Below are 25,579 nucleotides of genomic sequence, written 5' to 3'. Positions count from 1 at the left end.
CGTCGCGCGCACGCGCGACCCGCGGTGGATGAATGTCGTCCTGCTCGGGGTGATTGCCGCCGCGATGTTCGCCACGCTGTTCCTGGTCTACCAGACCGTGGAAGCCGAGCGCGAACAGCGCGAGCAGGTGCGCCGGACGGTCGAGGTGCTCGAGGAACTGCGCCAGGTCAGCCGTTCCGCGATCAGCGGCGAAACCGGCCAGCGCGGCTATCTCATCACGCTCGACCGGCGGTATCTGGCGCCCTACCAGGCGGGACGCGAACAGATCGACCCGACGCTTGATCGCATCCGCGAACTGATCGGCGAGGACGCGACCGCGCGGCAGACCGAACTGATCGACAAGATCGATGCGCTGGCCCGCGCCAAGTTCGACGAAATGGCGACCGGGGTCGAATTGCTCGAGAACGGACGGCTGCTCGATGCACGGCGCGCAATTCTCACCGACGAGGGAGTCGAGACGATGGAACGGCTCGACCGCGCCATCGCCGAACTGGAGGATATCGAGAACGAGACGCTGGCCGCCTACAGCGCCGACGCCGCGCGTACCAATGCCCGCGTTCTCCCGCTGCTGGGCGCGCTGCTGGTGTTCCTCATCATCGCCATGTTCGCCGGCGCGCGGCTGGTCGGGCGCGCGGCACGCGCCGAAGCCGAAGCGGCGCAGGCCGCGGTGGTCAGCGAGGCGCGCGACCGCGCCGATCTGCTGGCGCGCGAACTCAACCACCGGGTGAAGAACCTTTTCGCGGTGGTGCTGGCGATCGTCCAGATGAGCGCCCGTGACAAGCCCGAGGCGAAGGAGGTGACCAACAGCATCGCGCAGCGGATCCGCGCGCTGCTCACCGCGCATGAAGTCAGCCAGGGCGAGCTCGAACGCCCGGTGGCCTCGCTGCGCGCGCTGGTCGAGACCTCGCTGGCGCCCTACCGGTCGAGCAACCACCCGGCCGAAATCGACGGGCCCGAAATCATGCTGCCCGCCAAGCGCGTGACCCCCCTCGGCCTGGTGCTGCACGAGCTGACCACCAATGCCGTCAAATACGGCGCCTGGAAGGAAGAAGGCACGGTCCACGTCAGCTGGAGCGAACAGGACGGGACGGTCACGCTGGAGTGGCGCGAAACCGGCGCGCAATTGGGCGATGCACCCGAGCACACCGGCTTCGGCAGCCTGCTGATGACCAGCGCCGCGCGTCAGTTCGGTGGCACGTTCGAGCGCAAGTTCACCCCCGACGGGCTGATCGTCACGATCGAGCTTCCCGCCGGTGACTGATCTTGCCATCGGCGACCCGCGCCCATACCGCCTGAGCCGATGCTAGAGCGCTACGATCCCCGCAATTGGCCGATCTCCTACGACGGCGTGATCCACACGCTGATCGTGCTCGGCAGCGCGGTCGCGCTGGCCCTGCTAGCGCACTGGATCGTCTTCGCCCTGCTCCGGCGCGTGACGCGCAGTTCCGAAAGCGCGCTCGACGATGTGGTGGTCGAAGCGGTGCGCAAGCCGCTGCGCTGGGCGGCGATCGCCTTCGCCATCGCTGCGGCGGCCGAAAACGATGCGCTGGTCGGGCGCGGCTGGGACCTTCTGGCCCGCTTCCTGGTGCCCGCGGTGATCGGGTGGGTGGCCTATGCCATGGTCCGCGGCCTCGCGCGGGGCTACGAAGCACAGGTCGGCGCGGCGAGCGATCCGGTGGCGCAGCGCGGCCGCCTGACGCGGATCGCGATCCTGTCGCGGACGGTGAAGGTGGGGATCATCATCGTCACCGTTTCGCTGATCATGCTCAATATCCCCGGTGTCCGCGATGTCGGCACGACCATGCTGGCCTCGGCGGGTCTCGCCGCGCTGGCAGTGGGCGCCGCCGCACAGCCCGCGCTCAAATCGCTGATCGCGGGGCTGCAAATGGCGCTGACCCAGCCGCTGCGGATCGGCGATCTGGTCAAGGTCGACGACCAGGCCGGGCGGGTGGAGGAAATCCGCATGAGCTTCGTCACCGTCCGCACCTGGGACGAGCGCGTGCTGGTCGTGCCCACCAGCCGGTTCCTCGACGAAAGCTTCGAGAACTGGTCGCGCGTCGACGAGAAGCTGACCGGGCCGGTAATGCTGCATCTCGACCCGATCACCGATGTCGAACCGATCCGCAGCGAATTCGAACGCTATGTCTCGGCGCATGAGCTGTGGGACGGGCGCAATTTGCAATTGCTGATGACCGACGCCTATCCCGAGAGCATCGAACTGCGCCTGTCGATGAGCGCCGAGACGATCGGCGACTTGTGGGCCCTGCGCTGCGGCGTGCGCGAACACATGCAGGCCTGGATCAAGCAGAACCAGCCCGATGCGCTGATCCGCCACCGGCTCGAAGTGCCCGGCGGGCATCTCAAGGCCGCCGAGCCGAACACACCGTAAGCCGCGCTCACCGGCAGGTCGCTGCAGGCAGCTGCGACCGGCCGGTAGCGATCAGCCGGTGGTGTCCGGCCCGTGCTTTTCGTCGCGCGTGCTTTCGACCATGCCTTCGTAGAGGAACCCGATCGGTCGCACTTCGGCAGCGCGCTTCTTCAGCTCGCCGCGCATTTTCTTGTATTCGGTTTCCATCTTCGGGGTAACCGTCGCGCGGCTATCCTTCAGCGCTTCGGCGAAATCGAGCGCGGCGACCTCCTCTACATCGCCGCCGACGCGGCGCAGGGCGTTGAGGCCGGCGCGGCGGACGACATCTTCGAGGTCCGCGCCCGTGAACCGCACGGTCTTGGCGGCGACTGCCGCGAGATCGACATCGCCGGCCATCGGCATGTCCTTGGCATGGATCTTGAGGATCTGTTCGCGTCCCGGCTGGTCGGGCGTTCCGACATAGACCAGTTCGTCGAACCGGCCCGGGCGCAGCAGCGCGGGATCGACCAGCGTGGGGCGGTTGGTCGCGCCGATGACGACGACCGACTGCAATTCCTCGAGCCCGTCCATTTCGGCCAGGATGGTGTTGACCACGCGGCCGGTGACCTGCGGTTCGCCCTGCCCGCTGCCACGTGCGGGCACCAGGCTGTCGATCTCGTCGATGAAGACGACGCAGGGCGCGACTGCGCGGGCCCGCTTGAACATGCGTGCGATCTGCTGTTCGCTTTCGCCATACCATTTGGACAGCAGGTCCGAGCTTTTCATCGAGATGAAGTTCGCCTTGGCTTCCTTGGCGACGGCCTTGGCCAGCAGCGTCTTGCCGGTGCCCGGCGGACCATAGAGCAGGAAGCCCTTCGCGGGCCGGATCCCGAGACGATGGAACGCCTCGGGGTTCTTCATCGGCAGCTCGATGCCTTCCTTGAGCTTTTCGATCGCGTCGCCCACGCCGCCGATATCGGACCAGCCGACCCGGGGCACCTGCACCATGACTTCGCGCATGGCGGAAGGCTGGATGCGCTTCAGCGCCGAGAGGAAGTCTTCGCGTCCGACATAAAGCTCGTCGAGCACTTCGGGCGGAATCGTCCGCTCGTCGAGATCGATCTTGGGCATGATCCGGCGCACGGCATCGATCGCGGCCTCGCGCGCAAGCGCGGCGATATCCGCACCGACGAAGCCGTAAGTGGCGCGCGCCAGCTCGGCCAGGTCGACCTTGTCGCCCAGGGGCATGCCGCGGGTGTGGATGCCGAGGATTTCGCGCCGCCCCTGTTCGTCGGGCACGCCGATCACGATTTCGCGGTCGAAGCGGCCCGGCCGGCGCAGCGCCTCGTCGATCGCGTCGGGGCGATTGGTTGCGGCAATCACGACGAGGTTCGAACGCGCCTCGAGCCCGTCCATCAGAGTCAGCAGCTGCGCGACGAGGCGCTTCTCCGCCTCGCCGGGGACGCGGTCGCGCTTGGGCGCAATCGAATCGATCTCGTCGATGAAAACGATGGCAGGCGCGTCCTTGGTCGCCTGCTCGAACACTTCGCGCAGCGCCTTCTCGCTCTCGCCATAGCCCGATCCCATGATCTCGGGGCCATTGATGGTGAAGAAATTGGCATCGCTTTCATTGGCGACCGCCTGCGCCAGCCGCGTCTTGCCCGTTCCCGGAGGACCGTGCAGCAGCACGCCCTTGGGCGGATCGACGCCGAGACGGGTGAACAATTCGGGATAGCGCAGCGGCAATTCGACCATCTCGCGCAATTGCTGGATGGTGTCTTCCATCCCCCCGACATCGTCGTAATTGACCACCGCGCGGGCATCGCGGGGCGCTTCGAACTCGGCGCGCAGCTCGACTTCGGTGTTTTCGTCGATATGGACGATGCCCTTGGGGCTGGTGGACACCACGCTGAGCCGGATCTGGGTGAGCGCATAGGCCGGGGCATTGAACATCCGGCGCACTTCGGGGGGCATGTCCTGGACGGGCTGCTGCCCGGTCGTGGCGACGAGATCGCCCGCGACGAGCGGCTTGCGGAAGAAATTGCGCTTGAGCGCCTGCGCCGGACCCTGCAGGCGCATCTCGCGCTGCGCGGGCGCGAATACGACACGCGTGGCCGGGCGCGATTCGGCAACCGAGACATTCACATGTTCGCCCGAGCCGGCTTCCGCATTGCCGCGCTGAAGCCCGTCGAGCCGGACGACGTCGATGGTCTGGTCTTCGTCATAGGCCGCCATCGCGACCGCCGCGGTCGTGCGCTTGCCGGTGATTTCCACCACATCGCCTTCGGTGATGCCCAGCGCCTGGAAGGCCGATCGCGGCATGCGGGCGATACCCTGCCCGCTTTCCTCCTGCCGTGCCGCTGCCACTTGCAGCCTTACCTTCGTCGTGTCTTCCGTCGTTGCAGCGTCAGCATCGGCCATGTGAGCTGGGCTCCCGTTCCTGTTGGTCGTACAGCCCAAGGTGGGGCCGGTTCGTACCGATGCAATGAGCGGGTGCGGACAGAAGGTCCCGCAGGCAAGAAAAAAGCCCGGCTGGCGAACCAACCGGGCTTGGAAGTCTTGGGAGAGGATGCCTGAAAGGCACGAGCAGATATGCGTGGCCGCCCACTTTTGTGCAAGTGCGAAAAGAACAAGTTTTGTTGCAAAATCCGCAAACAGCCGATGCAAGGAACTGCAACCTCTTGATTTTATGTCCGGCATCCTCGGCTGATGAGAGCGGCCGATATTGCGCTGCACAAAATTCGGCGGTTTTCTGGCGTAGTCGGCAGCGGCGAAATCGGGGCATGACCGGGTCTCCGCTGGAATGGCGGCGCTGCACGCTCTAATCGTGCGAGCCGGATGGATTGCCGACGCCCGCTATGGCAGAGAGCCGCGTCCGCACCATCAGCCGCCGCTCTGGAGATTGCCTCATGACCCGTTTCCTCCTGCTCGCCGCCGGGGCGCTGGCACTGGGCGGCTGTTCCGCTGCCGGCCCCCGCCCTTCGGCGGCCAGCGCACCGGTGAATGCTGGCGAAGACCGGCCCGCACCCGATACCATGCGCTGGCTTTACGGCTCGGGCGAAGCGGCCGCAGCCTCGATCCAGACTTGGCGACAGATCGCCGATCACGCCATCGCAGTCGCGCGCCGGCCCGGGATTCCGCAATCGGTTCCGCAGGGCCTGCCGGACGCGGCGGGCGGCATAGGCACGCCGTCATGCGAGACGGATGACGGCGGCATCAAGCCGCTTGCCGCCGTGTTCGATGTCGACGAGACCGTCCTGCTCAACACCGGCTACGAATACTGGCAGGCGCTGAGCGGCAAGCCGTTCGATCCCGCCGAATGGGCACAATGGTCGGAACAGGGCGCGGGAATCGCACAGCCCGTTCCCGGCGCGGTCACTGGCTTGCGCCGCCTGCGCGACGCGGGCATCACGGTGATCTTCAACACCAATCGCAATACGCAGAATGCGGCAGGCACGGTGGCGGCGCTGGAAGCCGCCGGCGCGGGGCCGGCCGTGCATCTCGAAACGCTGTTCCTGCGCGGCGACGATGCCATGGGCGGGCGCAAGGACGGCCGCCGCGCGCGGATCGCGCAGAGCTATTGCGTCATTGCGATGGCAGGCGACAATCTCGGAGACTTCGCCGATGTCTTCAACGCGGACGAAAGCGCCATCGCAGCGCGCCGGGCAATGGTGGCGCGGGGCACCTATGCGCAGCTGTGGGGCAATGGCTGGTTCCTGATGCCCAACCCGGTCTATGGCGCATGGCAGGAAGGTACGCTGGACGAGGTGTTCCCCCCCGACGCGCGCTGGCAGCCTGCGGCAAGCGACATCGCGCAATGAGGGCACCGCGCTAGACATCGCTTGCACCGCACCGGCTTGGGCATAGGGTGGCCGCGGAAGAGGAGACACCCATGACCATGAACCGCGTTTGCGCCCTGACCGGCGCCGAATTCCCGCTGTTCGCCTTCAGCCACTGCCGCGATGTCGTCGCCGCGGTCAGCAAGGCGGGCGGCTTCGGCGTCCTCGGCGCCACCCGCTTTACCCCCGAACAGCTCGAGGAGGAGCTCGACTGGATCGATGCCCATGTCGATGGCGCGCCCTATGGCGTCGATGTGCTGGTGCCCGAGGTGGTCGATCCGGCAGTCCGCACGCTCGCGGACAACCGGAGCCGCGCGCAGGCCATCGATCCGGCCTTTCAGGGTTTCGTCAATTCGGTGCTGGGCGATTACGGCATCGCCCCCGAGCCCGGGCTCAAGATCCTGCCCGAACGCATGGGCATCACGCCCGAAAACGGCCTCGCCTTGATGGAGGTCGCCTTTCGCCATCCGATCAGGCTGATCGCCAATGCGCTGGGTATCGCGCCTGCTGCCATGATTGCCGAAGGCAAGCGGCGCGGCGTCCCCGTGGCGGCGCTGGTCGGGGCGAAGGAACACGCCATCCGGCAGGCCGAGGCGGGCGTCGACATCATCGTCGCGCAGGGCACCGAGGCCGGCGGGCATTGCGGCGAAGTGTCGACCCTTGTGCTGATCCCCGAAGTCGTGCGGGAACTGGCGCGGCGCGGGCACGATATCCCGGTGCTTGCCGCGGGCGGGATCATGACCGGCGGACAGATGGCGGGAATGATGGCAGCGGGCGCGCAGGGCGCGTGGACCGGATCGGTCTGGCTGGCGACGCCCGAGGCCGAGACCAGCGAAGCGTTCCGCGACAAGATGGTCGCCGCGCGCAGCCGCGATACCGTCCGCTCGCGCAGCCGCACGGGCAAGCCTGCACGCCAGCTGAAAACGCCGTGGCATGCGGCCTGGGAAGATCCGCAGGGCCCGGGAACGCTGCCCATGCCGCTGATGGGCATGGTCTCCGAACCCGCCTTCGCGCGGATCGAACGCGAGGCCGCGGCGGGCAATGACACTGCGCGCGAACTGGTCAGCTATTTCGTCGGCCAGGGCGTCGGGCTGGTCGAACAGGTACGCTCGAGCCGCCAGGTGGTGCAGGACTTCCGCGAGGAATTCCTCGAGGCGGCAAGCGGCCTGGCGGCAGCTGCGGGCATCGAGTGACTTGACCCCCGCGCGCTGCCCGCCCAAGCCGCGCGGCATGTGGCTCGACGCTCCGCGCAATCCGAATGCCCCCCTCGCCGGGCTCAAGGTCCTCGAACTGGCGCGGGTGCTCGCCGGCCCCTGGGCGGGGCAGATCCTCGCCGATCTCGGGGCCGACGTCATCAAGGTCGAAAGCCCCGAAGGCGACGGCACGCGGCTGTGGGGCCCGCCGTGGATCGAGCGCGAGAACGGCGACCGCGAGGCGGCCTATTACCATGCCGCCAATCGCGGAAAGCGCAGCATCGTGGCAGATTTCAGGGACGCGGGCGATCTTGGGCGCGTCGCCGAACTGGCCGCTTCGGCGGATGTCGTGCTGGAGAATTTCAAGACCGGCACGCTGGCCAAGTTCGGGCTCGACTACGCCGCGCTGTCCGCGGCCAACCAAGGGCTCGTCTATTGCTCGATCACCGGTTTCGGCCAGACCGGGCCGCGCGCGCACGAGGCGGGATACGATTTCGTCGTGCAGGCGATGAGCGGGTTCATGGCGCTGACCGGCGAACCGGCGGGCCAGCCGATGAAGATGGGCATCTCCATTTCCGACCTCACCTGCGGGCTGTATTCGGTGATCGGCATCCAGGCCGCGCTCGCCATGCGCGAACGCACCGGTCGCGGACAGCATGTCGACATGGCGCTGCTCGATTGTTCGGTCGGCCTGCTCGCCAGCCAGGCAACGCATTTCTTCACCACTGGCGAGAATCCGCCGCGGATGGGCAATGAGCATGCCCAGGTGAGCGCCTATGGCGTCTTCCCGGTCGCCGATGGCAAGGTGGTGCTGGCGCCTGCGAATGACGGGCTGTTCCGGCGGCTGCTCGCGCTGCTCGGGCGCGGCGACCTGCTGGGCGACGAACGCTTCGCCACCAATGAAAGCCGCCTCGCCAACCGCGCGGAGCTCGACGCCATGATCGCTGCGGAGACCGGCAAGTGGCAATTGGCGGAACTGCTTGGCGCATGCGGCGAGGCGGGCATCCCCGCCGGACCGATCAACCCGATCGACGCGGTGTTCGCCGATCCGCAAGTGCGCGAGCGGGGCATGCGGATCGAGCTGGACGGCATCGCCGGCGTACGCAGCCCGTTCACTTTCTCCGGCGCCGAACTTGCGCTCGACCACCCCAGCCCGCGCAAGGGCGAACACGGCTAGCGCGCCCGCCGCGTCCGGCCGGGAGCGCGGCTAGCCTGCCAGCGCGGCCTTCAGATCCTTGCCCAGATCGAGGCGTTCCCAGGGGAAATGCTCGCCATCGGCCTGCCGCCCGAAGTGGCCATAGGCGGCGCTCTGGCGGTATATCGGCTTGTTGAGGCCGAGGTGCGTGCGGATCCCGCGCGGGGTCAGCCCGCCCAGCTTGTCGATGCTGCGGATCGCATCCTCGAGCGCTTCGTCGGTCACCCCGGCGGCGCTGGTGCCATGCGTATCGACATAGAGCGAGAGCGGCTTGGACACGCCGATGGCGTAGGACAGCTGGATGGTGCAGCGCCGCGCAAGCCCCGCCGCGACGATGTTCTTCGCCAGGTAGCGCGTGATATAGGCGGCCGAGCGATCGACCTTGGTCGGATCCTTACCGCTGAACGCACCGCCGCCATGCGGGGCCGCGCCGCCATAGGTGTCCACGATGATCTTGCGCCCGGTCAGCCCGGCATCGCCGTCGGGCCCGCCGATCTCGAACGCGCCGGTGGGGTTGATATGCCACTCGGTCTCGTCGGTGATCCATCCGCCGGGCAGGATGTCGCCGATCACGCCTTTGACATAGGCCTTGAGCTCGGCCTCCCTGGCGCCTTCGTGGTAACCCTTGGCATGCTGGGTCGACACGACGACGGCAGTGCAGGCCACCGGCTTGCCGTTCTCGTAGCGCAGCGTGACCTGGCTCTTCGCATCGGGTTCGAGGAACGGCGCAGCGCCGCTCTTGCGATCCGCCGCGAGCCGTTCGAGGATCTTGTGGCTGTAGTCGAGCGGCGCAGGCATGTAGTCGGGCGTTTCATCGCAGGCGAAGCCGAACATGATGCCCTGGTCACCGGCGCCTTCGTCCTTGTTGCCCGCCGCATCGACGCCCTGCGCGATTTCGGAAGACTGGCCGTGCAGGTGGTTTTCGAAGGTCAGCGTCTGCCAGTGGAACCCGTCCTGCTCATAGCCGATTTCGCGCACCGTGCGGCGCACCGCTTTCTCGATTTCTTCCTTCGCGCCGGGGGCCCAGCCCCCGTTTTCGGCCCAGTCGGGATTGTTGGCGTTGTACATCGGCGCGCAGCGGATCTCGCCCGAGAGGATCACCCGCTGGGTCGTCGTCATGGTTTCACAGGCCACGCGGGCTTCGGGATCCTTGGCCAACATCAAATCGACGATCGCATCCGAAATCTGGTCGGACACCTTGTCGGGATGGCCCTCGGAGACGCTCTCGGAGGTGAAGAGAAAACTGGTGCGCATGAACGAGCAAATCCCGATATAAAGAAATCTTTATGTGTTCTGTGCGGGGTAGCCTTCCGCGCGGCGCATGGCAACCAGCGATAGTGCCAGCAGTGCGATAGCCCAGACGAGCGTCAACCAGTGCCCCGCCTGCGCGAACCATGTGGGCGGCGCCGGTGGCGGCACCACTGTATCGATCCGCCCGGCCACATTGCGCCCGATATGGTCGCGCACCACCCCGCGTGCGTCGATCACGGCGCTGATCCCGGTGGTCGTCGAACGTAGTACCGGCAGCCCTTCCTCCGCCGCGCGCATCCGCGCCTGCGCCAGATGCTGCGGCGGGCCCCAGTCCCCGAACCAGCCATCGTTGGATGGGTTGAAGATGTAATCGGGTCGGTCCGTGCGGTCGACCACTTCGCCCGAGAAGACGATCTCGTAGCAGATCTGCATCCCCGCCCTGCCGAAGGGGCCGAGATCCTGGCTCAGCGGACCGGGACCGGGAATGAAATCGAGCGTCCCCGCGACGAGCCGCGAGAGGCCGAGCGGTTCGAGCCAGTCGCGCATCGGCAGGTATTCGCCATAGGGGACCAGATGCGCCTTGGCATAGCGTTCGCCCAGCCGTCCGGCCGGATCGATCGATGCGATCGAATTGTACGCGGCCACAGCGCGTTCACGGCCCTCGACCATGTCGATCTCGAGATCGACCATCCCGGTCAGCAGCAGGCTGTCGGCGCCGATCACGCGCCCGATCCTGGCGCGCGCGAAGGCCGGGTCGCCCCCGGCGGTCATCTGGGTGTAATAGCGCTGCGGATAACCATCGCGCAGATAGTCCGGAACACCGCTTTCGGGCCACAGGACGAGCCGGTTGGGACGCGCTTCCCGCGGCACGCTGAGCGCGGCGATGCGCTGGAACTGCTCTTCGAAGCGCGCGGCGTCATTGATCTCGTCCTGCCCCAGATTGGGCTGGACCAGCGTGAGCGGCACCGTTCCTTCGCGCGGCTCACCGGCCGGCAGATAAACCAGTATGGCAAGGGCAGCTGCAGCACCTGCCAAGGCAAGCCATCGCCGGGTGCGCAGCAGGTCGGCAAGCAGCACCGCGGCGCAGGCCATCAGCCCAGACAGCGCGTAGCTGCCGGTAAAGGGCAGCGCCGCCGCCAGTCCGGGGCGGTCCCACGGGCCCAGCACCATCATCGACAGCGGACCCCAGGCATAGCCGCTGAAGACCCAGCTGCGCAGCCATTCCGCGCCGATCCACATCGCGCCGAATACCAGCGCGAAGGTGAGCAGCCCGCGCCGGCGCGCGGCGCACCACGCGACACAAGTCGCGAGCGCGGGCCATATGGCGAGGTAGAGCGACAGCAGCGGCGCCGCGGCCCAGCCGAGAATGGCAGGCATTTCCGCCTGATAGGTAAAGGCGGTGGCGATCCAGTTGTTGGTGATGGTGAAATGGGCGAGGCCGAACAGCCAACCGGCAAGCAGCGCCGAGCGCCATCCGGTGGCGCGCCACGCCAGCCAGCCGAACGCGCCGACCGCCGCAAGCCCCACAGGCCAGAGGTGGAACGGCTGGAAGCCCAGGGCCGACAGGCCGCCCAGCGCGAGGGCGGCGATTTGCGGGTGAGAACGGGCCAAGCCGGGGAGTTTCTCCATCGGCTTGCCCCTTAGTCAGTCAAAGCAGAGGTGCAAGCGCGATCAGCCGACCGCGCCCACTTCGCTCTCATCGTCCTGCTTGCGCTTGCGGCGACGCGGGGCCGGCTTGTCGTCGCCCGCGGATTCGCTTGCGCCGATCGAAGGCGGCAGCACCGCCGCGTCGATCTCGCCGCCGGCGGGATTGGCGTCGTCGGCCTTCTTCACCTTGCGCGGGGCACGGCGCTTCTTGGGCGCTTCGTCCTCGTCGTCGCGGCGCGTGAAGGGATTGTCCGACGATTCGAACTCGCTGTCGTCGTTCTGGTCGTCGTTCTTCGGCCGGCGCGCGCGCGGCTTGCGATTGCCATCTTCGGCATCGTCGCGGCGATTGCGCGGCTGCCGGCGATTGCCGCGGCGATCGTCGCCATCGTCTTCGTCCCCGTCGTCATCCGACTGGTTCTGGCCGCGATCGTCCGGCCGCTTGCCCTTGGATTCTTCCTGGCGGGCCTTGTTGTCGGCGAGGACGCGGAAATAATGGTCGGCGAACTGGAGATAGTATTCGGCTTGGACCCGGTCGCCATTGTGCTGGGCGTCCTGGGCAAGCTTCTTGTACTTTTCGAGCAACTGCGGAGCATTGCCCCGGGCACGACTATCGATCCGATTGGCCGAATTGGCCCCGCCCTGATTGCGGTTACCGCGTCCACGACGACGGTTATTGCGATTATTGTTCAAGGGTAGCTGGTCCTTATTCAATGCGCGGCGCGCACCTTACAACCGGTGCGCATATGGCCGCGTGACCCCTTGCGCGACTGCGCTTGTCGCAGCTCGCGTGCTCCATTTTGTGCAAGGTATACGGGGCCGAAGCCTCGTACCGTAACTGCAATGTCGGAGCTGGAACCGGTGGGAAGCGTTACCCGCGCACCACTGGCCTGTGGCCAGAGGTAAAGGGTCGAATCGGCTTTGCCAAGCCCTAAGTGAGAATCAGCGCCCGGTCGCGTCCGCCGATATCGCGGCGCAGCGCCACCGTATAGCCCGATTCGCTCGCCAGCGCACGCACCGCCTGCCATTGTGCCGCCCCGATTTCGAGCACTGCGACACCGCCTGGCGCAAGCAGCTTGCCAAGCTGCGGGATGATCGCGCGATAGTCGTCAAGCCCCTCGGGTCCGGCGAACAGCGCGGAAGCCGGCTCGTAATCGCGCACATCCGGATCGAGCGGGGCGCCGGTTTCGACATAGGGCGGGTTGCACAGCACGAGGTCGAACCGGCCGAGCGCATCGGCCCAGCCGCTGTCCAGCCAGCTCGCTTCCCTGAACTGCGCGCGCTCCGCCAGGCCCAGCGCAGCGCTGTTCCGCTGCGCCACGGCCAGCGCCTGCGCCGAGGCATCGATGCCGATCCCCGTTGCCGACGGGCGCTCGTGCAGGAAGGCCAGCAGCAGCGCCCCCGATCCCGTTCCCATGTCAAGCACGCGCGCGTCGGCGGCCGCGTGTTCGAGCGCCGCCTCGACGATTGTTTCGCTGTCGCCGCGCGGGATCAGCGTGGCAGGCGATACTGCGAAAGGGAGCCCGTAAAACTCCTGCTCGCCCAGCAAGTGCGCCACCGGTTCGTGCGCGGCGCGCCGATTGACCAGCCGCGCGAATGCGGCGGCATGCGGGGCGGCATCGTCGCGCATCCGGGTCAGCAGCATCTGCGAACGCGACGTCTCCAGAACATGCGCCATCAGCAGTTCGGCGTCGAGCCGCGCGGTATCGCTGGTCGCGCCCAGCCGCTCCGCCGCAGCGCGGATCGCAGCGGCCACACTGGCCGGTCCGGGCTCAGTCACTCAGCGTGGCGAGCCGCTTGGCCTCGTCCTCGGCGATGAGCGCATCGACCAGTTCGCCAAGACCCGGTCCGGCGATGATTTCGGGCAGCTTGTGCAGCGTCAGCCCGATCCGGTGGTCGGTCACGCGGCCTTGCGGGAAATTGTAGGTGCGGATGCGTTCGGACCGGTCGCCCGAGCCGACCATCGCCTTGCGCGCCTCGGCCTCGGCGCCCTCGGTCGCCTCGCGCTGCTGTTCGAACAACCGCGCGCGCAGCACCTGCATCGCCTTCTCGCGGTTCTTGTGCTGGCTGCGGCCGTCCTGGCAGGTGACCACCGTATTGGTCGGCAAGTGCGTGATGCGGATTGCGCTGTCGGTGGTGTTGACGTGCTGTCCGCCCGCCCCGCTGGCGCGGTAGGTATCGATCTTGAGGTCGCCCGCGTCGATCTGCACGTCGACCTCGTCGGGTTCGGGCAGCACGGCCACGGTCGCGGCGGAGGTATGGATCCGCCCGCCGCTTTCGGTTTCGGGCACGCGCTGCACGCGGTGGACGCCGCTTTCGAACTTGAGCTTGGCGAAGACCCCATTGCCGGTGACATTGGCGACCACTTCCTTGAACCCGCCGACCTCGGACGCGCTCATGCTGACCGGCTCGACCTTCCAGCCCTGCTCGGCGGCGAAGCGTTCGTACATGCGGTAGAGATCGCCCGCGAACAGCGCCGCCTCGTCGCCGCCGGTGCCGGCGCGGATTTCGAGCATGGCAGGCTTGGCATCGGCGCTGTCCCGGGGAAGCATGGCGATGGCCAATTGGCGCTCGGCCTCGGGCAGGCGCTGGCGCAGCTCGGTCAGCTCCTCCTCGGCCATCGCCTTCATTTCCGGATCGGCGAGCATCTCCTCGAGGCTGGCGATCTCCTCGCGCGCCGCCCGCACTTCGGCGGCGACCTTCGCCACCGGCTCGAGCTCGGCATAGTCGCGGCTGGCCTGGACGAAGGCGTCCCCTTCCAGCTGGCCCGACGCCATCCGCGCCTCGAGCTCGGCGAAGCGGTGAGCGATCTGGTCGAGGCGTTCGGCGGGGATGCTCATGAGCGGCCGAGCAGCGCCTCGAGGCGCGCAGTGGCGGCCTCGTCGGCCTTGATCCGCCGTGCGGGCGCACCGTCGCGCAGGTCGAAGGCGACGATCGCCTCGGCCCCCGCCTTGACCGCCTTGTCGAACCGCTTGCGCGGGCTGCCGGATGCGAACAGTTCGGCAGTGAGGCCGCCGCGGCGGAGCGTGCCGAGCGCAGCGATCGCGGCGTCCATCGCGCCGTCGTTTTCGACCACGACTATGGCGTCCGCATTGGGTTCGGCCCTGTCCCCCACCAGCATGGCCAGCCGCTCGATCCCCGCGGCCCAGCCGACCGCCGGGGTGGGCGCGCCGCCGAGGCTTTCCATCAGCCCGTCATAGCGCCCGCCGCCCAGGATCGTGCTCTGGCTGCCGAGCTTGCCCGCGGCCTCGCTGCCCTCGTCGGGAATGAATTCGAAGGCGGTGTGGCGATAATAGTCGAGCCCGCGCACGAGGCTTTCGGCGCGCTGCCACTTGACCCCTGCCGCATCCAGCCCGCTGGTGACCGCGCCGAAGAAGGCGCGCGCATCGTCCGACAGGAACTGGTCGATCTTGGGTGCATCGGCGACGAAGGCGCGGTCGCGGCGATCCTTGCTGTCGAGAATGCGCAGCGGGTTCTTCTCCAGCCGCTCCTGCGAATCCTCCGACAATTCGTCCTTCACGCCAAGGAAATACTCGACCAGCGCGGCGCGCCACGCCTCGCGGCTGTCGCCGTCGCCCAGCGTGTTGAGATGCAGCGTCACGCCGGTGATGCCGAGTTCCTTGAGCAGCTGGTCGGCCATGGCGAGCAGTTCTACATCGGCCTGCGGTTCACCAGCGCCGATGATTTCCGCGTCGATCTGGTGGAACTGGCGATAGCGCCCTTTCTGCGGGCGCTCGTAACGAAACAGCGGGCCATGCGTCGCCAGCTTGACCGGCGCGTGCTGCTGCCATCCGTTCGACAGGAAGGCGCGCGCGATCCCCGCGGTGAATTCGGGGCGCAGCGTCAGGCTTTCGCCGCCGCGATCGCCGAAGGAATACATTTCCTTGCTGACCACGTCGGTCGTCTCGCCGATCGCGCGGCTGAACACTTCGGTCTTTTCGAACACGGGCATTTCGACGCGGCGGAAGCGATAGAGCTTGCGCACGCGCTCGAATGCCTCGACGACGAATGCGAATGCCTCGGCGTCGGCGCCGAAGATGTCTTGCGTGCCGCGAATTGCCTGGGGTGTCTTTGCCATGGCGCGCGCTTAGGCGAGGAAGGCGGTTGCCGCAATATGACGGGGACGCTATCGGCGCGCGCAAGCCTTTCCGGCGCGAGAAATCGCCCGCCAATCAAAGAAGACAGTCCATGCGCATCGAAAACATCCCGACCGGAGACAATCCGCCCGAGAGCCTCAATGTCATCATCGAGGTGCCGACCGGCGGCGAACCGGTGAAATACGAATTCGACAAGGCCAGCGGCGCGCTGTTCGTCGACCGCATCCTGCACACGCCGATGCGCTATCCAGCGAATTACGGCTTCGTCCCGCACACGCTCAGCCCCGACGGCGATCCGCTCGACGCGCTGGTCATCGCCCGCTCGCCCTTCATTCCCGGCTGCGTCGTGCGCGCCCGCCCGATCGGCGTGCTCAATCTGGAAGATGAGCATGGCGGCGACGAGAAGCTGATCTGCGTGCCCGTCGACACGACCTTCCCCTATTATTCGGATATCGCCGAAACGAAGGACCTGCCGAGCATCATCTTCCAGCAGATCGAGCATTTCTTCACCCACTACAAGGATCTCGAAAGCGAGAAGTGGGTGCGGATCGGCAATTGGGGCGATGCCGCCGAGGCGCGCCAGATCGTGCTCGAAAGCATCGAGCGCTGCAACGCCGCGAAGTAACGCCTATTCGACCGGGCGGGAGTGATCGAGCAGGTCCTTGTTCTGCTCTTCTCCCGGCCGGTTGCGCTCTTCCTCGACCATAGCGGCGATCTCGTCCGCCGGGCGCACGTCCTCGTCGGCCGGGCTGGCCGCGACATCGCGAACCGCGCGCTTGGCCTGCGGCGGTTCGTCCGCGCTCGGGGTGACCGTTGCGGTGGCCGCTTCGGCCGCGAAGGGCACCGTGGCAGAGCGCGGATCGAAGCGCAGCCGGTAGATCGGCTCCGGCAGGCCGAAGCCGGCATCTTCCAAGGCGCCCTTCACTGCCGGGATCGCCTGGCTCTGCGCCTTCCACCAATCGGTATCGCGCTGGTCGACCCAGCCGAGGAAGCGGATCACCACGTTCGAATCGCCAACCTCGATGATCCGCGCTTCGGGTGGCGGATCCGATAGCACGAATGCGAGTCCCGCCAGCGTGTCGCGGCCCAGCTGCCTCGCGGCGCGGGCATCGTCGTCGGCGTCCACGCCGAGGTCGAAATGGAAGCGGCGCTGCGGATTGCGCGTGAAATTGACGATCACTGCCTTGAACACCTGGCCATTGGGAATGCGCAGGTGGTTGCCATCGAGCGTCATCAGCACGGTGGCACGGCTGGTCAGGCGGATAACCCGGCCTTCATAGGTATCGATCTGCACCCAGTCGTTGGCGCGAAACGGCTGCCGCAGCGACAGCAGCAGCGAGGCGACGTAATTCTCGATCGTGTCGCGCATGGCGAAACCCAGTGCGATACCGATGACGCCCGCGCCGCCAAGCACCGCGCCCAGCAGCGCTGTCGCCCCGATCATGTCGAGCGCAATCACCAGGCCGACGATCGTGAAGCCGAACCGGATCGCGCTGGCGATCAGTTCGGCCAGGAAGCTGTTCGGCGCGATCCGGTGCCACAGCCGCCCGAGCCCGGCGATCAGATAGCCGAGAAAGGCGATCGCCAGCCATACGCCGAGGGCCATCCCGATCAGCGGGAGCATGCGGACCAGCGAATTCCAGCGGTCGGCGAGCGTCAGTATCCCCGCGCTGCCCGCCGAGAGCGACAGGTCCCGTTCGAGCCCGTTTTCGACCGTGACGACGCCGGCGACGCGATTGACGATGGCTTCGGCGCGCGCAATGTCGTCCGGCTTGGGCACCGTGCCCGACAGCGAAACCACGCCTTCATTGACCTCGACCTCGACCGCTCCGAAGGCGGGCAGCTCGGCAAAGATCCCTGCGATACGTTCGGCAATACGCCGGTCGTCGCCCGCTTCCTGCGTCGCCGCGATCGTCTGGACGGGGGTCGGCGTTTCGGTCGGTTCGGCGGGCACCTCGAGCTGGGCCGCCAGCGGCACCGCCCACAACAGGGCCGCCAGGGCAAGCAACCGGATCATTGGCCGGCCACCGACATGCCGTCGATGCGCAGCGTCGGAACATCGATTCCGCGCAGGAATTCGAGATCATCGGCCGCCACCAGCGCGCGGAACATTTCGGGCAGCGTCCCGGCGATGGTGATTTCCGCCACCGGCCCCGCCAGTTCGCCATTGCGGATGCGCAGCCCGCTGGCGCCGCGGCTGTAATCGCCCGTGACGAGGCTGACCCCGTGGCCGAACAGGTCGGTGATATAGACGCCATCCTCGATATCGGCGATGAGGTCCGCCGCGCTGGCCGTGCCCGGTTCCATATAGACATTGGCCGGGGCCACGCCGGGCGCCCCGCCGCTGCCCCGGCTCGCATGGCCGGTCAGTGGCAGATCGAGCTGGGCGGCGCTGGCGACATTGGTCAGCCAGCGGGTAACCCGCCCGCCTTCGACCAGCGCGCGCGGAACGCTGGCGATGCCCTCGCCGTCGTAATTGCGCGATCGCAGGCCGCGGGGGCGCAGCGGATCCTCGACGATCCGGATACCGTTATCGAACAGCTGTTCGTTCTCGCGGTCGATCAGGAAGCTTGCCTTGCGGGCGATAGCGGGCCCGGTCATGGCGCCGAGCAAATGGCCGACGATCCCGCCGCCCACGCGCGGATCGAACACCACGGGCATCCTGCCCGAAGGAAGCAATCCGGGAGCGACCTTGCGGACCGCGCGTTCGCCGGCCTCGCGTCCGATGCCCGCCGGATCGGGCAGGTCGCTGCGGTGCCGCTGCGTGCGATAGGCATAGTCGGTCTGCTTGTCGCCGCCCTCCCCCGCGACCACGCTGGCCGACAATGAGTGCGATCCGGCCGCACGCGCCCGCGCGAATCCGGTGGAAGTGACCAGGGCGAACACCGATTGCGAGGCCGAGGCGCTGCCGCCGTTCGAATTGGTCACCCCCGCGACTGCGCGCGCGGCATCTTCGGTGGCAAGCGCGGCGCCGCGCAAGTCTTCGGGGCGCGGTTCGGCGCCATCGCTCAGCTCGAGTTCGACGCCGTCGCCTTGGAACAGTGCGTCGGCCGGGGCGAGCCCGCCATAAGGATCCTCCGGGGCGAGACGCGCCATCTCGACAGCGCGCTGCGCCAGCATGCGCAGCCCCTCACCGCCAAAATCGCTCGTCGCGATCGATGCCGAACGACGGCCGACGAACACCCTCAGGCCGATTTCTTCGCTTTCGGAGCGTTCGACCTCTTCCAGCGCCCCCAGCCTGACGCTGACGCTTTCCGAAGACGACGCGCTGGCAACGGCATCGGCGGCATCCGCGCCCGCTGCGCGAGCCAGTTCGACGAGGTCATGGCAGCGGGCAAGCGCTGCATCGGGGCCGATCATCGGGCCTGCCGGAGATGCGAAGTCATGCCTCGCGAATTAGGCCCGGGGCGGCTGGCTGGCAACCGCCGGCAGGGTCAGGAAAAAATCAGCGTGAAGAAAGTGGTAAGCGCGGCGGGCAGGCCGATGGCCATTGCCCACAGCAGTATCTGGTCGCGGCGAAAGGCCGGTTTCAACGCTCCGTCGGCTGCCTGGTCGTCGGACAGGTCCGACCAGCGCCGCTCGAACCAGCGGCAGGCAGGAATGATCCCGGCCACCAGGACGATGAGCGCAAGATAGGGGACGATAGAGGACACGCCCTGCTTCATCGCGCCGACGGTCATGAAAATCTGCATGCCGGTATAGACCAGCAGCGCCAGCGCGACATTGTCGCTCATGGCCTTGCGCCAGTCTCGCGCTCGCCCCCCGGTATGCCCGGTTGCGATGTCGGCGTTGCGGAGCGCCTTGTTCATTGCGCCTCTCCTGTTTCCTCTGACCCGAATCGCATTGTTTCAAAATTGTTGCCCGCTGGCAAGCAATCGTGCGCGAAAGGCTGTCTGCACGGCCCGGCAGCTGCGGGCGCCATCTGCCCAGCGCCCATGCAGGAACCTTGCCAGTTCGTCGATCAGGCCGCGTGGCGGGGGTTTTCACATGGCTGACGCGTGCTATGGCACGGGCCATGGCCGATATTGCAACTAGCCACGAAAACGATGCGGTGCACGACGCCGCCCCGCCGATCCCGCAGGGCGGGCTCGAAGTGGTGTCGATCGCCAAGAGCTACGACAAGCGGGCAGTGCTGACCGACATCTCGCTCAGCGTGGGCAAGGGCGAAGTGCTCGGCCTGCTGGGCCCCAATGGCGCGGGCAAGACGACCTGCTTCTATTCGATCATGGGTCTCGTGCGCCCCGATGCCGGGCGCATCCTGATGGATGGCGAAGATGTGACCAACCTCCCGATGTACCGCCGCGCGATCCTGGGGCTTGGCTATCTGCCGCAAGAAACCAGCATCTTTCGCGGGATGACGGTCGAGCAGAACATCAACAGCGTGCTCGAGATGGTCGAACCCGACGCGGAAACGCGCGCCGCGGAGCTCGAACGCCTGCTCGACGAATTCGGCCTTACCCGCCTGCGCGCCAGCCCCGCGATGGCGCTTTCGGGTGGCGAGCGCCGGCGCTGCGAGATTGCCCGCGCCCTGGCGGCCAAGCCGTCGATCATGCTGCTCGACGAACCCTTTGCCGGGATCGACCCGCTTTCGATCAGCGATATCCGCGACCTCGTGAAGGACCTCAAGACACGTGGGATCGGGGTACTGATCACCGATCACAACGTGCGCGAAACGCTCGAGATCGTCGACCGCGCCTGCATCATCTATGGCGGACAGGTGTTGTTCGCCGGCACGCCCGAAGCGCTGGTGGCCGATGAAAATGTGCGGCGGCTCTATCTGGGCGAAAGTTTCACTCTGTGATGCCCGAAGCCGCCCGGAGCTGATCCATGGCGCTGGCCCCGCGTCTCGATCTGCGGCAGACCCAGTCGCTGGTGATGACGCCGCAGTTGCAGCAGGCGATCAAGCTGCTGGCGCTGTCCAATCTCGAAATTGAGACTTTCGTCGCCGATGCGCTCGAATCCAACCCCTTGCTGGAAATGGGCGAAGTAAGCCGCGAGACCGCCAGCGATACGAGCGCCGAACCGCAGGAACATGACAGCGCCCCCGACCTGGACGGCGACAATGCGCTGGATATTGCGGACCATGCAATCGACCCCGAGGCTGCTCCGGGCGACATGGGCGATTGGAGCCGCGGCGATATCGGCGGCGCGGGCAGCGCGGAATTGCCCGATCTGGAAAACCGTTCGTCCGCCGGACCGACGCTGGCGGAACATCTTTCCGACCAGATCGGCGCGGTGGCGCGCGATCCGCGGGAAGCCCTGATCGCGCTGCGCATCGCCGGCGAACTCGACGAAGCGGGCTATCTGCCCACCGACCTGCTGGTCATCGCCGATGAGCTCGGCGCCCCGCTCGTGGCGGTCGAGCAGGCTCTGGCCACGGTCCAGTCGCTCGATCCCACCGGGGTCGGCGCGCGATCACTGAGCGAATGCCTGGCGTTGCAGGCCAAGGAAGCGGACCGCTACGATCCCTGCATGGCCCGGCTGATCGACAATCTCGATCTGGTCGCTGCGGGCGAAATCGCCAGGCTCAAACGCATGTGCGAGGTCGATGACGAGGATTTCGCCGATATGCTGGCCGAACTGCGCGGCTACGATCCCAAGCCGGGTCTTGCCTATGGCGGCACCGCGCAGGCCGCAATCGTCCCCGACGTGCTGATCGCGCCGAGCGCCGATGGCTGGGACATCCGGCTCAACGAAGCCAGCCTCCCGCGGCTGGTCGTCAATCGCGACTATTTCCTCGAACTGAAGACCGGTGCCCGCGACAAGGCCGCGCACAGCTGGCTCAACGAACAACTGGGCGAGGCCGACTGGCTGATCCGCGCGCTCGACCAGCGGCAGAAGACCATCCTCAAGACCGCGGCCGAAATCGTGAAAAAGCAGGAAGGCTTCTTCCGGCACGGGGTCACCGCGATGCGCCCGCTGACCTTGCGCGAAGTGGCCGAACAGATCGAGATGCACGAAAGCACCGTCAGCCGCGTGACCAGCAACAAGTATCTCGCGTGCCCGCGCGGCACGTTCGAACTGAAGTATTTCTTCTCCAGCGGGGTGTCCGCGGCCGACGGTGAAGGCGCCTCTTCCGAAGCCATCAAGGCGCGCATCAGGGCACTGTGCGAGGCAGAAGACCCCAAGAAGGTGCTGTCCGACCAGAAGCTCGCCGACCTGCTCAACGAAGAGGGCTTCGATCTCGCGCGGCGCACCGTCGCCAAATATCGCGAGGCGATCGGCATCGGTTCCAGCGCGCAGCGGCGGCGGCAGAAGAAGCTCGCGGCGCTGTGACGCAAGCGTGCCACGCGCAAAAAAGTTAACGCCCTTTACCGCGCGTTAACCTTTCCCGTTCAGATGTTGTGTGGTTAATACAGGGCAATACCTCTTTACCGGAGGTTACCGCCGTACTTAGGGGCCATACAGGGGATTTCCCATGCGTGTACTGCTGATCGAAGACGAGCCGACTACCGCCAAGGCCATCGAGCTCATGCTCACGACCGAAGGCTTCAATGTCTACTCGACCGACCTCGGCGAGGAAGGGCTCGATCTGGGCAAGCTGTATGATTACGATATCATCCTGCTCGATCTGAACCTGCCCGACATGCATGGCTACGACGTGCTCAAGAAGCTGCGCGTCGCCAAGGTCCAGACCCCGGTCCTGATCCTTTCGGGCATCGCCGAAATGGACAGCAAGATCCGCAGCTTCGGTTTCGGCGCCGACGATTACGTCACCAAGCCGTTCCACCGCGAAGAACTGGTCGCCCGCATCCATGCCGTCGTGCGCCGCTCGAAGGGCCACAGCCAGTCGGTCATCCGCACCGGCAAGCTGGCGGTGAACCTCGACGCCAAGACGGTCGAAGTCGATGGCGCCCGCGTCCACCTGACGGGCAAGGAATACGCGATGCTCGAGCTGCTCAGCTTGCGCAAGGGCACCACGCTGACGAAGGAAATGTTCCTCAACCACCTTTACGGCGGCATGGACGAACCCGAACTCAAGATCATCGACGTCTTCATCTGCAAGCTGCGCAAGAAGCTCAGCCATGCCTGTGGCGGCGAGAATTACATCGAGACCGTATGGGGTCGCGGCTATGTGCTGCGCGATCCGAACGAAGAGGCCGAGGCGGCCTGATCACCGGCTTTCCCCGGACGGAATAGCGAGAAACGCCCGGAGCCTCGGCTACCGGGCGTTTTGCTATGCGGGATTGGCCAGCCGGGCGAGATCGAGCCCGCTCGGCTGCTGGAATATCCGCAGGCCGAATTCGGGCAGGATAGCCAGAAGATGGTCGAAGATATCCGCCTGAATCGCTTCGTAGATCGGCCACTCGACCGTATCGGCGAAGCAATAGATTTCGAGCGGGAGACCCTCCGGCCCCGGCGCCAATTGCCGCACCATCAGCGTGAAATTGGTGCTCGCAATACTGGGGTGGCTGCGCAGATAGGCAATCACATAGGCCCGCAGCGTGCCGATATTGGTGATCCGCCGCGCATTGACCGCATCGTCGTCGCCCGCCAGTTCATGGCGGTTCCACTGGGCGATCTCCTTCTCCTTGCGCGCGAGGTAGTCGTCGAGCAGGCGGAAGCGCTTGAGCCCGGCGACTTCTTCTTCGCCGAGGAACCGTACCGAGTTCTGATCGATCACCAGCGACCGCTTGATCCGCCGCCCGCCGCTGTCGGTCATCCCCCGCCAGTTGCGGAAACTGTCGGCGATCAGCCGGTGCGTCGGAATGGTGGTGATGGTCTTGTCGAAATTCTGGACCTTCACGGTGTGCAACGCGATATCCACCACATCGCCATCTGCATCCATGCTCGGCATCTCGATCCAGTCGCCTACCCGCAGCATGTCGTTGCTGGTCAGTTGCACGCTGGCCACGAGGCTGAGGATGGTGTCCTTGAACACCAGCAGCAGCACCGCGGCCATCGCGCCCAGACCCGAAAGCAATAGCAGCGGCGATTGTTCGATCAGCACAGCGATCATCAGGATGGCCGCGCCGCAGAAAACGGCGATCTTGACCACTTGAACATAGCCCTTGATCGGCCGGCTGCGCGCCTCTGGCCGGCGCGAGTACAGCTCGTTCGCGTAATTGAGCGCCCAGCCGATCGCCATGGCGATCGACAACACGATCAGCGCCCGCGCCACATTGACCGTCACCGTCACCACCGTTTCGGGCAAATGGGGCACCAGCAGGATCCCGCGCGAGACGATCAGCAGCGGGATCACCGTGGCGAGCCAGGCCGCGCCGCGGTCGGCCGTATCGGTCCGGTTGTCGAGATAGGGCGCCGCAAAGCGCAGCAGCACGCGTTTGAGCAACCAGTTCACTGCGAATGCCAGCGCGGCCAGCCCCAGCAGCGCGATCAGGGACTGGAGCCATAGCGCCAGCGCGGAATAGTCATCGAAGAGTGCCTGCATCGCCCGGGCAACTACCCCGCTGCCCCCGCCGGGTTCAAGCCCCGCGCGTCGAGGCAGATTTTCTATCTCGTCGCCGGGAAGCGGACGCAGTAGCTGCAGGCGGCATCAACATTGAAAGGCCCACCCCCATGATGGAGGTGTTCGGTTTCGATCTGGGGCCCATAATCCCCTTCATTCTCATCGGTTTCGCAGCACAGATGGTCGACGGCGCATTGGGCATGGCCTTCGGGGTCATCACCAACACGCTGATGGTCGGTCTGCTCGGGGTGCCGCCGGCGCTGGCTTCGCAGCGCGTGCACCTAGTCGAATGTTTCACCACCGCGACGTCGGGCATCAGCCATCTGCTGCACGGCAATATCGACAAAGGGCTGTTCTTCCGCCTGCTGGTCCCCGGCGTGATCGGGGGCCTGCTGGGCACCTATCTGATCACCTCGATCGATGGCGATACGATCAAGCCCTTCGTGCTGATCTATCTCGCCGGGATCGGCGTGTGGCTGCTGATCCGCGGCCTGCTATATCCCCCGCGTGTGCGGCAGGCCAGGCATGTCGCTCCGCTGGGACTGGTCGGCGGCTTCCTCGATGCGGCAGGCGGCGGCGGCTGGGGACCAGTGGTGACCTCGAACCTGCTGGTCCAGGGGGCCGAACCGCGCAAGGTCGTAGGCACGGTCAATTCGGTCGAGTTTTTCCTCACGCTGACCATTTCGGCCAGCTTCATCTATCATCTGGGCATCTCACATATCGCCGGGGCGACGCTGGGCCTGATCATCGGCGGGATCGCGGCGGCACCCTTCGGCGCTATGGCAGCCAAGCATTTCAGCCCCAAGCTGATGCTGGTCCTTGTCGGCATCGCGCTGAGCGTGACCAGCGCCTACGGCATCTGGACGGCGTGGGGGTAGGCTTGTAGGCGGCCGCGCCATGAGCGCGTTTAAAGAAGGCGACCCCACCACCCTCAACCGGCTGTATGGCCGCAGCCAGGGCAAGCCGCTGCGCGCGTCGCAGCAGGAACTGGTCGACAAATTGCTGCCGCAGATCGCGGTACCCGCGGAAGGCACGGTGACAGCCGAACGCCTGTTCGGGTTCGATCGCCCGCTGCATTTCGAAATCGGCTTCGGCGGCGGCGAGCACATGGCCGAGCGCGCCGATTTGCTGCCCGACCATGGCTTCATCGGCGCCGAACCGTTCGTCAACGGCGTGGCGCAGGCGCTGACGCATGTGCGCGACCGGACGCTGGCCAATGTCCGGATCCAGCATGGCGATGCATTGGAAGTGCTGCGCCGCGTGCCCGATGGCGCGCTGACGATGGTCTATCTGCTCCACCCCGATCCCTGGCCTAAGAACAAGCACGCCAAGCGGCGGATGATGAACGATGGCCCGGTGCGGATGATCGCCGACAAGCTGAAGCCCGGTGGCGAATTTCGCTTCGGTACCGATCACGCGGTCTATCTGCGCCATGCGCTGATGGTGATGCGGCGCTTCACCGATGAATTCGAATGGGTCGCCGAAGGCCCTGCGAGCTGGCAGAACCGCCCCTCCGGCTGGCCCGAGACGCGCTACGAGCACAAGGCCCGCACAGTCTACGACCACGAAGTCTGGTACTTTCGCTTCCGCCGGAAATAGCACG

The 25,579-nt window shown here is 66.5% G+C and carries 22 protein-coding genes; 11 read left to right on the top strand and 11 right to left on the bottom strand.

Annotation, left to right across the window (positions count from 1 at the left end):
• Nucleotides 1-28: 28 nt before the first annotated feature.
• Nucleotides 29-1,261: a sensor histidine kinase gene (locus GRI55_RS04810; protein WP_160766347.1), complete on the top strand. Its 1,233-nt coding sequence runs from the start codon at nt 29-31 to the stop codon at nt 1,259-1,261.
• A gap of 39 nt (nt 1,262-1,300) precedes the next feature.
• Nucleotides 1,301-2,389 (top strand): mechanosensitive ion channel family protein, encoded by a 1,089-nt coding sequence (locus GRI55_RS04805; protein WP_160766346.1) that lies wholly within the window; start codon nt 1,301-1,303, stop codon nt 2,387-2,389.
• A gap of 51 nt (nt 2,390-2,440) precedes the next feature.
• Here the strand turns inward: GRI55_RS04805 and GRI55_RS04800 are convergent, their stop codons facing one another.
• A complete protein-coding gene (locus tag GRI55_RS04800) occupies nt 2,441-4,768 on the bottom strand; it encodes a CDC48 family AAA ATPase (RefSeq protein WP_050601731.1) in 2,328 nt (775 codons plus the stop codon).
• Nucleotides 4,769-5,256: 488 nt separating this feature from the next.
• Between GRI55_RS04800 and GRI55_RS04795 the strand changes: the two genes are divergently transcribed.
• The 3 genes from GRI55_RS04795 to GRI55_RS04785 all read left to right on the top strand — a co-directional run bounded on the left by GRI55_RS04795 (nt 5,257) and on the right by GRI55_RS04785 (nt 8,556).
• Complete coding sequence (locus tag GRI55_RS04795) at nt 5,257-6,168, top strand: 5'-nucleotidase, lipoprotein e(P4) family (protein ID WP_237452394.1); 912 nt, start codon at nt 5,257-5,259, stop codon at nt 6,166-6,168.
• Nucleotides 6,169-6,239: 71 nt separating this feature from the next.
• Nucleotides 6,240-7,379 carry an NAD(P)H-dependent flavin oxidoreductase gene (locus tag GRI55_RS04790; protein WP_160766344.1) on the top strand — a complete coding sequence of 380 codons (1,140 nt, stop codon included), beginning with the start codon at nt 6,240-6,242 and terminating at the stop codon, nt 7,377-7,379.
• 37 nt (nt 7,380-7,416) lie between these two features.
• Nucleotides 7,417-8,556, top strand: a complete 1,140-nt coding sequence (locus tag GRI55_RS04785) for a CaiB/BaiF CoA transferase family protein (protein ID WP_160766488.1) — start codon at nt 7,417-7,419, stop codon at nt 8,554-8,556.
• Nucleotides 8,557-8,586: 30 nt separating this feature from the next.
• Here GRI55_RS04785 and metK read toward each other — a convergent pair whose 3' ends face one another.
• From metK to hisS, 6 genes are all read right to left on the bottom strand, one after another.
• On the bottom strand, nt 8,587-9,828 hold the full coding sequence (metK, locus tag GRI55_RS04780) for a methionine adenosyltransferase (protein WP_160766343.1): 1,242 nt from the start codon (nt 9,826-9,828) through the stop codon (nt 8,587-8,589).
• 30 nt (nt 9,829-9,858) lie between these two features.
• The gene (gene lnt / locus GRI55_RS04775) at nt 9,859-11,454 is read right to left on the bottom strand and encodes an apolipoprotein N-acyltransferase (protein ID WP_160766342.1); all 1,596 of its coding nucleotides are present in this window, start codon (nt 11,452-11,454) and stop codon (nt 9,859-9,861) included.
• 42 nt (nt 11,455-11,496) lie between these two features.
• Complete coding sequence (locus GRI55_RS04770) at nt 11,497-12,162, bottom strand: DUF4167 domain-containing protein (protein ID WP_082847443.1); 666 nt, start codon at nt 12,160-12,162, stop codon at nt 11,497-11,499.
• 238 nt (nt 12,163-12,400) lie between these two features.
• Nucleotides 12,401-13,249, bottom strand: coding sequence for a peptide chain release factor N(5)-glutamine methyltransferase (prmC, locus tag GRI55_RS04765; RefSeq protein ID WP_160766341.1), 849 nt, complete (start codon nt 13,247-13,249; stop codon nt 12,401-12,403).
• Nucleotides 13,242-14,309 (bottom strand): peptide chain release factor 1, encoded by a 1,068-nt coding sequence (gene prfA, locus GRI55_RS04760; protein WP_160766340.1) that lies wholly within the window; start codon nt 14,307-14,309, stop codon nt 13,242-13,244. Before prfA ends, prmC begins: the two co-directional genes overlap by 8 nt.
• Nucleotides 14,306-15,547, bottom strand: coding sequence for a histidine--tRNA ligase (gene hisS / locus GRI55_RS04755; protein WP_160766339.1), 1,242 nt, complete (start codon nt 15,545-15,547; stop codon nt 14,306-14,308). Before hisS ends, prfA begins: the two co-directional genes overlap by 4 nt.
• 110 nt (nt 15,548-15,657) lie before the next feature.
• Here hisS and ppa point away from each other — a divergent pair, with 110 nt between their 5' ends.
• Nucleotides 15,658-16,191, top strand: a complete 534-nt coding sequence (ppa, locus tag GRI55_RS04750) for an inorganic diphosphatase (protein ID WP_050601724.1) — start codon at nt 15,658-15,660, stop codon at nt 16,189-16,191.
• Between the two features lie 3 nt (nt 16,192-16,194).
• On the opposite strand, the gene GRI55_RS04745 is transcribed toward ppa, so the two are convergent.
• The 3 genes from GRI55_RS04745 to GRI55_RS04735 all read right to left on the bottom strand — a co-directional run bounded on the left by GRI55_RS04745 (nt 16,195) and on the right by GRI55_RS04735 (nt 19,375).
• Nucleotides 16,195-17,583, bottom strand: coding sequence for a mechanosensitive ion channel family protein (locus tag GRI55_RS04745; protein WP_160766338.1), 1,389 nt, complete (start codon nt 17,581-17,583; stop codon nt 16,195-16,197).
• On the bottom strand, nt 17,580-18,926 hold the full coding sequence (locus tag GRI55_RS04740) for a TldD/PmbA family protein (protein WP_160766337.1): 1,347 nt from the start codon (nt 18,924-18,926) through the stop codon (nt 17,580-17,582). Before GRI55_RS04740 ends, GRI55_RS04745 begins: the two co-directional genes overlap by 4 nt.
• 74 nt (nt 18,927-19,000) lie before the next feature.
• Nucleotides 19,001-19,375, bottom strand: coding sequence for a hypothetical protein (locus tag GRI55_RS04735; protein ID WP_160766336.1), 375 nt, complete (start codon nt 19,373-19,375; stop codon nt 19,001-19,003).
• A 206-nt stretch (nt 19,376-19,581) separates the two neighbouring features.
• On the opposite strand from GRI55_RS04735, the gene lptB reads away from it, so the two are divergent.
• The 3 genes from lptB (at nt 19,582) to ctrA (ending at nt 22,680) form a co-directional block, all read left to right on the top strand.
• Nucleotides 19,582-20,367 carry an LPS export ABC transporter ATP-binding protein gene (gene lptB / locus GRI55_RS04730; RefSeq protein WP_230833907.1) on the top strand — a complete coding sequence of 262 codons (786 nt, stop codon included), beginning with the start codon at nt 19,582-19,584 and terminating at the stop codon, nt 20,365-20,367.
• A gap of 26 nt (nt 20,368-20,393) precedes the next feature.
• Nucleotides 20,394-21,842 carry an RNA polymerase factor sigma-54 gene (rpoN, locus tag GRI55_RS04725; protein WP_160766335.1) on the top strand — a complete coding sequence of 483 codons (1,449 nt, stop codon included), beginning with the start codon at nt 20,394-20,396 and terminating at the stop codon, nt 21,840-21,842.
• A 142-nt stretch (nt 21,843-21,984) separates the two neighbouring features.
• Nucleotides 21,985-22,680 carry a response regulator transcription factor CtrA gene (ctrA, locus tag GRI55_RS04720; protein WP_050601718.1) on the top strand — a complete coding sequence of 232 codons (696 nt, stop codon included), beginning with the start codon at nt 21,985-21,987 and terminating at the stop codon, nt 22,678-22,680.
• 63 nt (nt 22,681-22,743) lie between these two features.
• On the opposite strand, the gene GRI55_RS04715 is transcribed toward ctrA, so the two are convergent.
• On the bottom strand, nt 22,744-23,958 hold the full coding sequence (locus tag GRI55_RS04715) for a mechanosensitive ion channel family protein (protein ID WP_160766334.1): 1,215 nt from the start codon (nt 23,956-23,958) through the stop codon (nt 22,744-22,746).
• Nucleotides 23,959-24,086: 128 nt separating this feature from the next.
• Here GRI55_RS04715 and GRI55_RS04710 point away from each other — a divergent pair, with 128 nt between their 5' ends.
• Both GRI55_RS04710 and trmB read left to right on the top strand, forming a co-directional pair.
• Nucleotides 24,087-24,854: a sulfite exporter TauE/SafE family protein gene (locus tag GRI55_RS04710; RefSeq protein WP_063512310.1), complete on the top strand. Its 768-nt coding sequence runs from the start codon at nt 24,087-24,089 to the stop codon at nt 24,852-24,854.
• 19 nt (nt 24,855-24,873) lie between these two features.
• The gene (gene trmB, locus GRI55_RS04705) at nt 24,874-25,575 is read left to right on the top strand and encodes a tRNA (guanine(46)-N(7))-methyltransferase TrmB (protein ID WP_160766333.1); all 702 of its coding nucleotides are present in this window, start codon (nt 24,874-24,876) and stop codon (nt 25,573-25,575) included.
• Nucleotides 25,576-25,579: the final 4 nt, after the last annotated feature.

It is taken from the genome of Qipengyuania citrea, from assembly GCF_009828015.1.
In the GTDB taxonomy this organism is placed as follows: Bacteria; Pseudomonadota; Alphaproteobacteria; order Sphingomonadales; family Sphingomonadaceae; genus Qipengyuania; species Qipengyuania citrea.
Note: the sequence above shows the minus strand (reverse complement) of the source record. Positions and strands in the feature narration are given on the sequence as shown.

What these genes read in the sequence shown, in the direction of transcription:
- lnt (WP_160766342.1), bottom strand. Translation starts at nt 11,454, where the DNA reads ATGGAGAAACTCCCCGGCTTGGCCCGTTCTCACCCGCAAATCGCCGCC.
- GRI55_RS04735 (WP_160766336.1), bottom strand. Translation starts at nt 19,375, where the DNA reads ATGAACAAGGCGCTCCGCAACGCCGACATCGCAACCGGGCATACCGGG.
- ctrA (WP_050601718.1), top strand. Translation starts at nt 21,985, where the DNA reads ATGCGTGTACTGCTGATCGAAGACGAGCCGACTACCGCCAAGGCCATC.
- rpoN (WP_160766335.1), top strand. Translation starts at nt 20,394, where the DNA reads ATGGCGCTGGCCCCGCGTCTCGATCTGCGGCAGACCCAGTCGCTGGTG.
- GRI55_RS04790 (WP_160766344.1), top strand. Translation starts at nt 6,240, where the DNA reads ATGACCATGAACCGCGTTTGCGCCCTGACCGGCGCCGAATTCCCGCTG.
- hisS (WP_160766339.1), bottom strand. Translation starts at nt 15,547, where the DNA reads ATGGCAAAGACACCCCAGGCAATTCGCGGCACGCAAGACATCTTCGGC.
- GRI55_RS04710 (WP_063512310.1), top strand. Translation starts at nt 24,087, where the DNA reads ATGATGGAGGTGTTCGGTTTCGATCTGGGGCCCATAATCCCCTTCATT.
- GRI55_RS04805 (WP_160766346.1), top strand. Translation starts at nt 1,301, where the DNA reads ATGCTAGAGCGCTACGATCCCCGCAATTGGCCGATCTCCTACGACGGC.
- GRI55_RS04715 (WP_160766334.1), bottom strand. Translation starts at nt 23,958, where the DNA reads ATGCAGGCACTCTTCGATGACTATTCCGCGCTGGCGCTATGGCTCCAG.
- lptB (WP_230833907.1), top strand. Translation starts at nt 19,582, where the DNA reads ATGGCCGATATTGCAACTAGCCACGAAAACGATGCGGTGCACGACGCC.
- metK (WP_160766343.1), bottom strand. Translation starts at nt 9,828, where the DNA reads ATGCGCACCAGTTTTCTCTTCACCTCCGAGAGCGTCTCCGAGGGCCAT.
- GRI55_RS04740 (WP_160766337.1), bottom strand. Translation starts at nt 18,926, where the DNA reads ATGATCGGCCCCGATGCAGCGCTTGCCCGCTGCCATGACCTCGTCGAA.
- trmB (WP_160766333.1), top strand. Translation starts at nt 24,874, where the DNA reads ATGAGCGCGTTTAAAGAAGGCGACCCCACCACCCTCAACCGGCTGTAT.
- ppa (WP_050601724.1), top strand. Translation starts at nt 15,658, where the DNA reads ATGCGCATCGAAAACATCCCGACCGGAGACAATCCGCCCGAGAGCCTC.
- GRI55_RS04785 (WP_160766488.1), top strand. Translation starts at nt 7,417, where the DNA reads ATGTGGCTCGACGCTCCGCGCAATCCGAATGCCCCCCTCGCCGGGCTC.
- GRI55_RS04795 (WP_237452394.1), top strand. Translation starts at nt 5,257, where the DNA reads ATGACCCGTTTCCTCCTGCTCGCCGCCGGGGCGCTGGCACTGGGCGGC.
- GRI55_RS04745 (WP_160766338.1), bottom strand. Translation starts at nt 17,583, where the DNA reads ATGATCCGGTTGCTTGCCCTGGCGGCCCTGTTGTGGGCGGTGCCGCTG.
- GRI55_RS04800 (WP_050601731.1), bottom strand. Translation starts at nt 4,768, where the DNA reads ATGGCCGATGCTGACGCTGCAACGACGGAAGACACGACGAAGGTAAGG.
- GRI55_RS04810 (WP_160766347.1), top strand. Translation starts at nt 29, where the DNA reads ATGAATGTCGTCCTGCTCGGGGTGATTGCCGCCGCGATGTTCGCCACG.
- prfA (WP_160766340.1), bottom strand. Translation starts at nt 14,309, where the DNA reads ATGAGCATCCCCGCCGAACGCCTCGACCAGATCGCTCACCGCTTCGCC.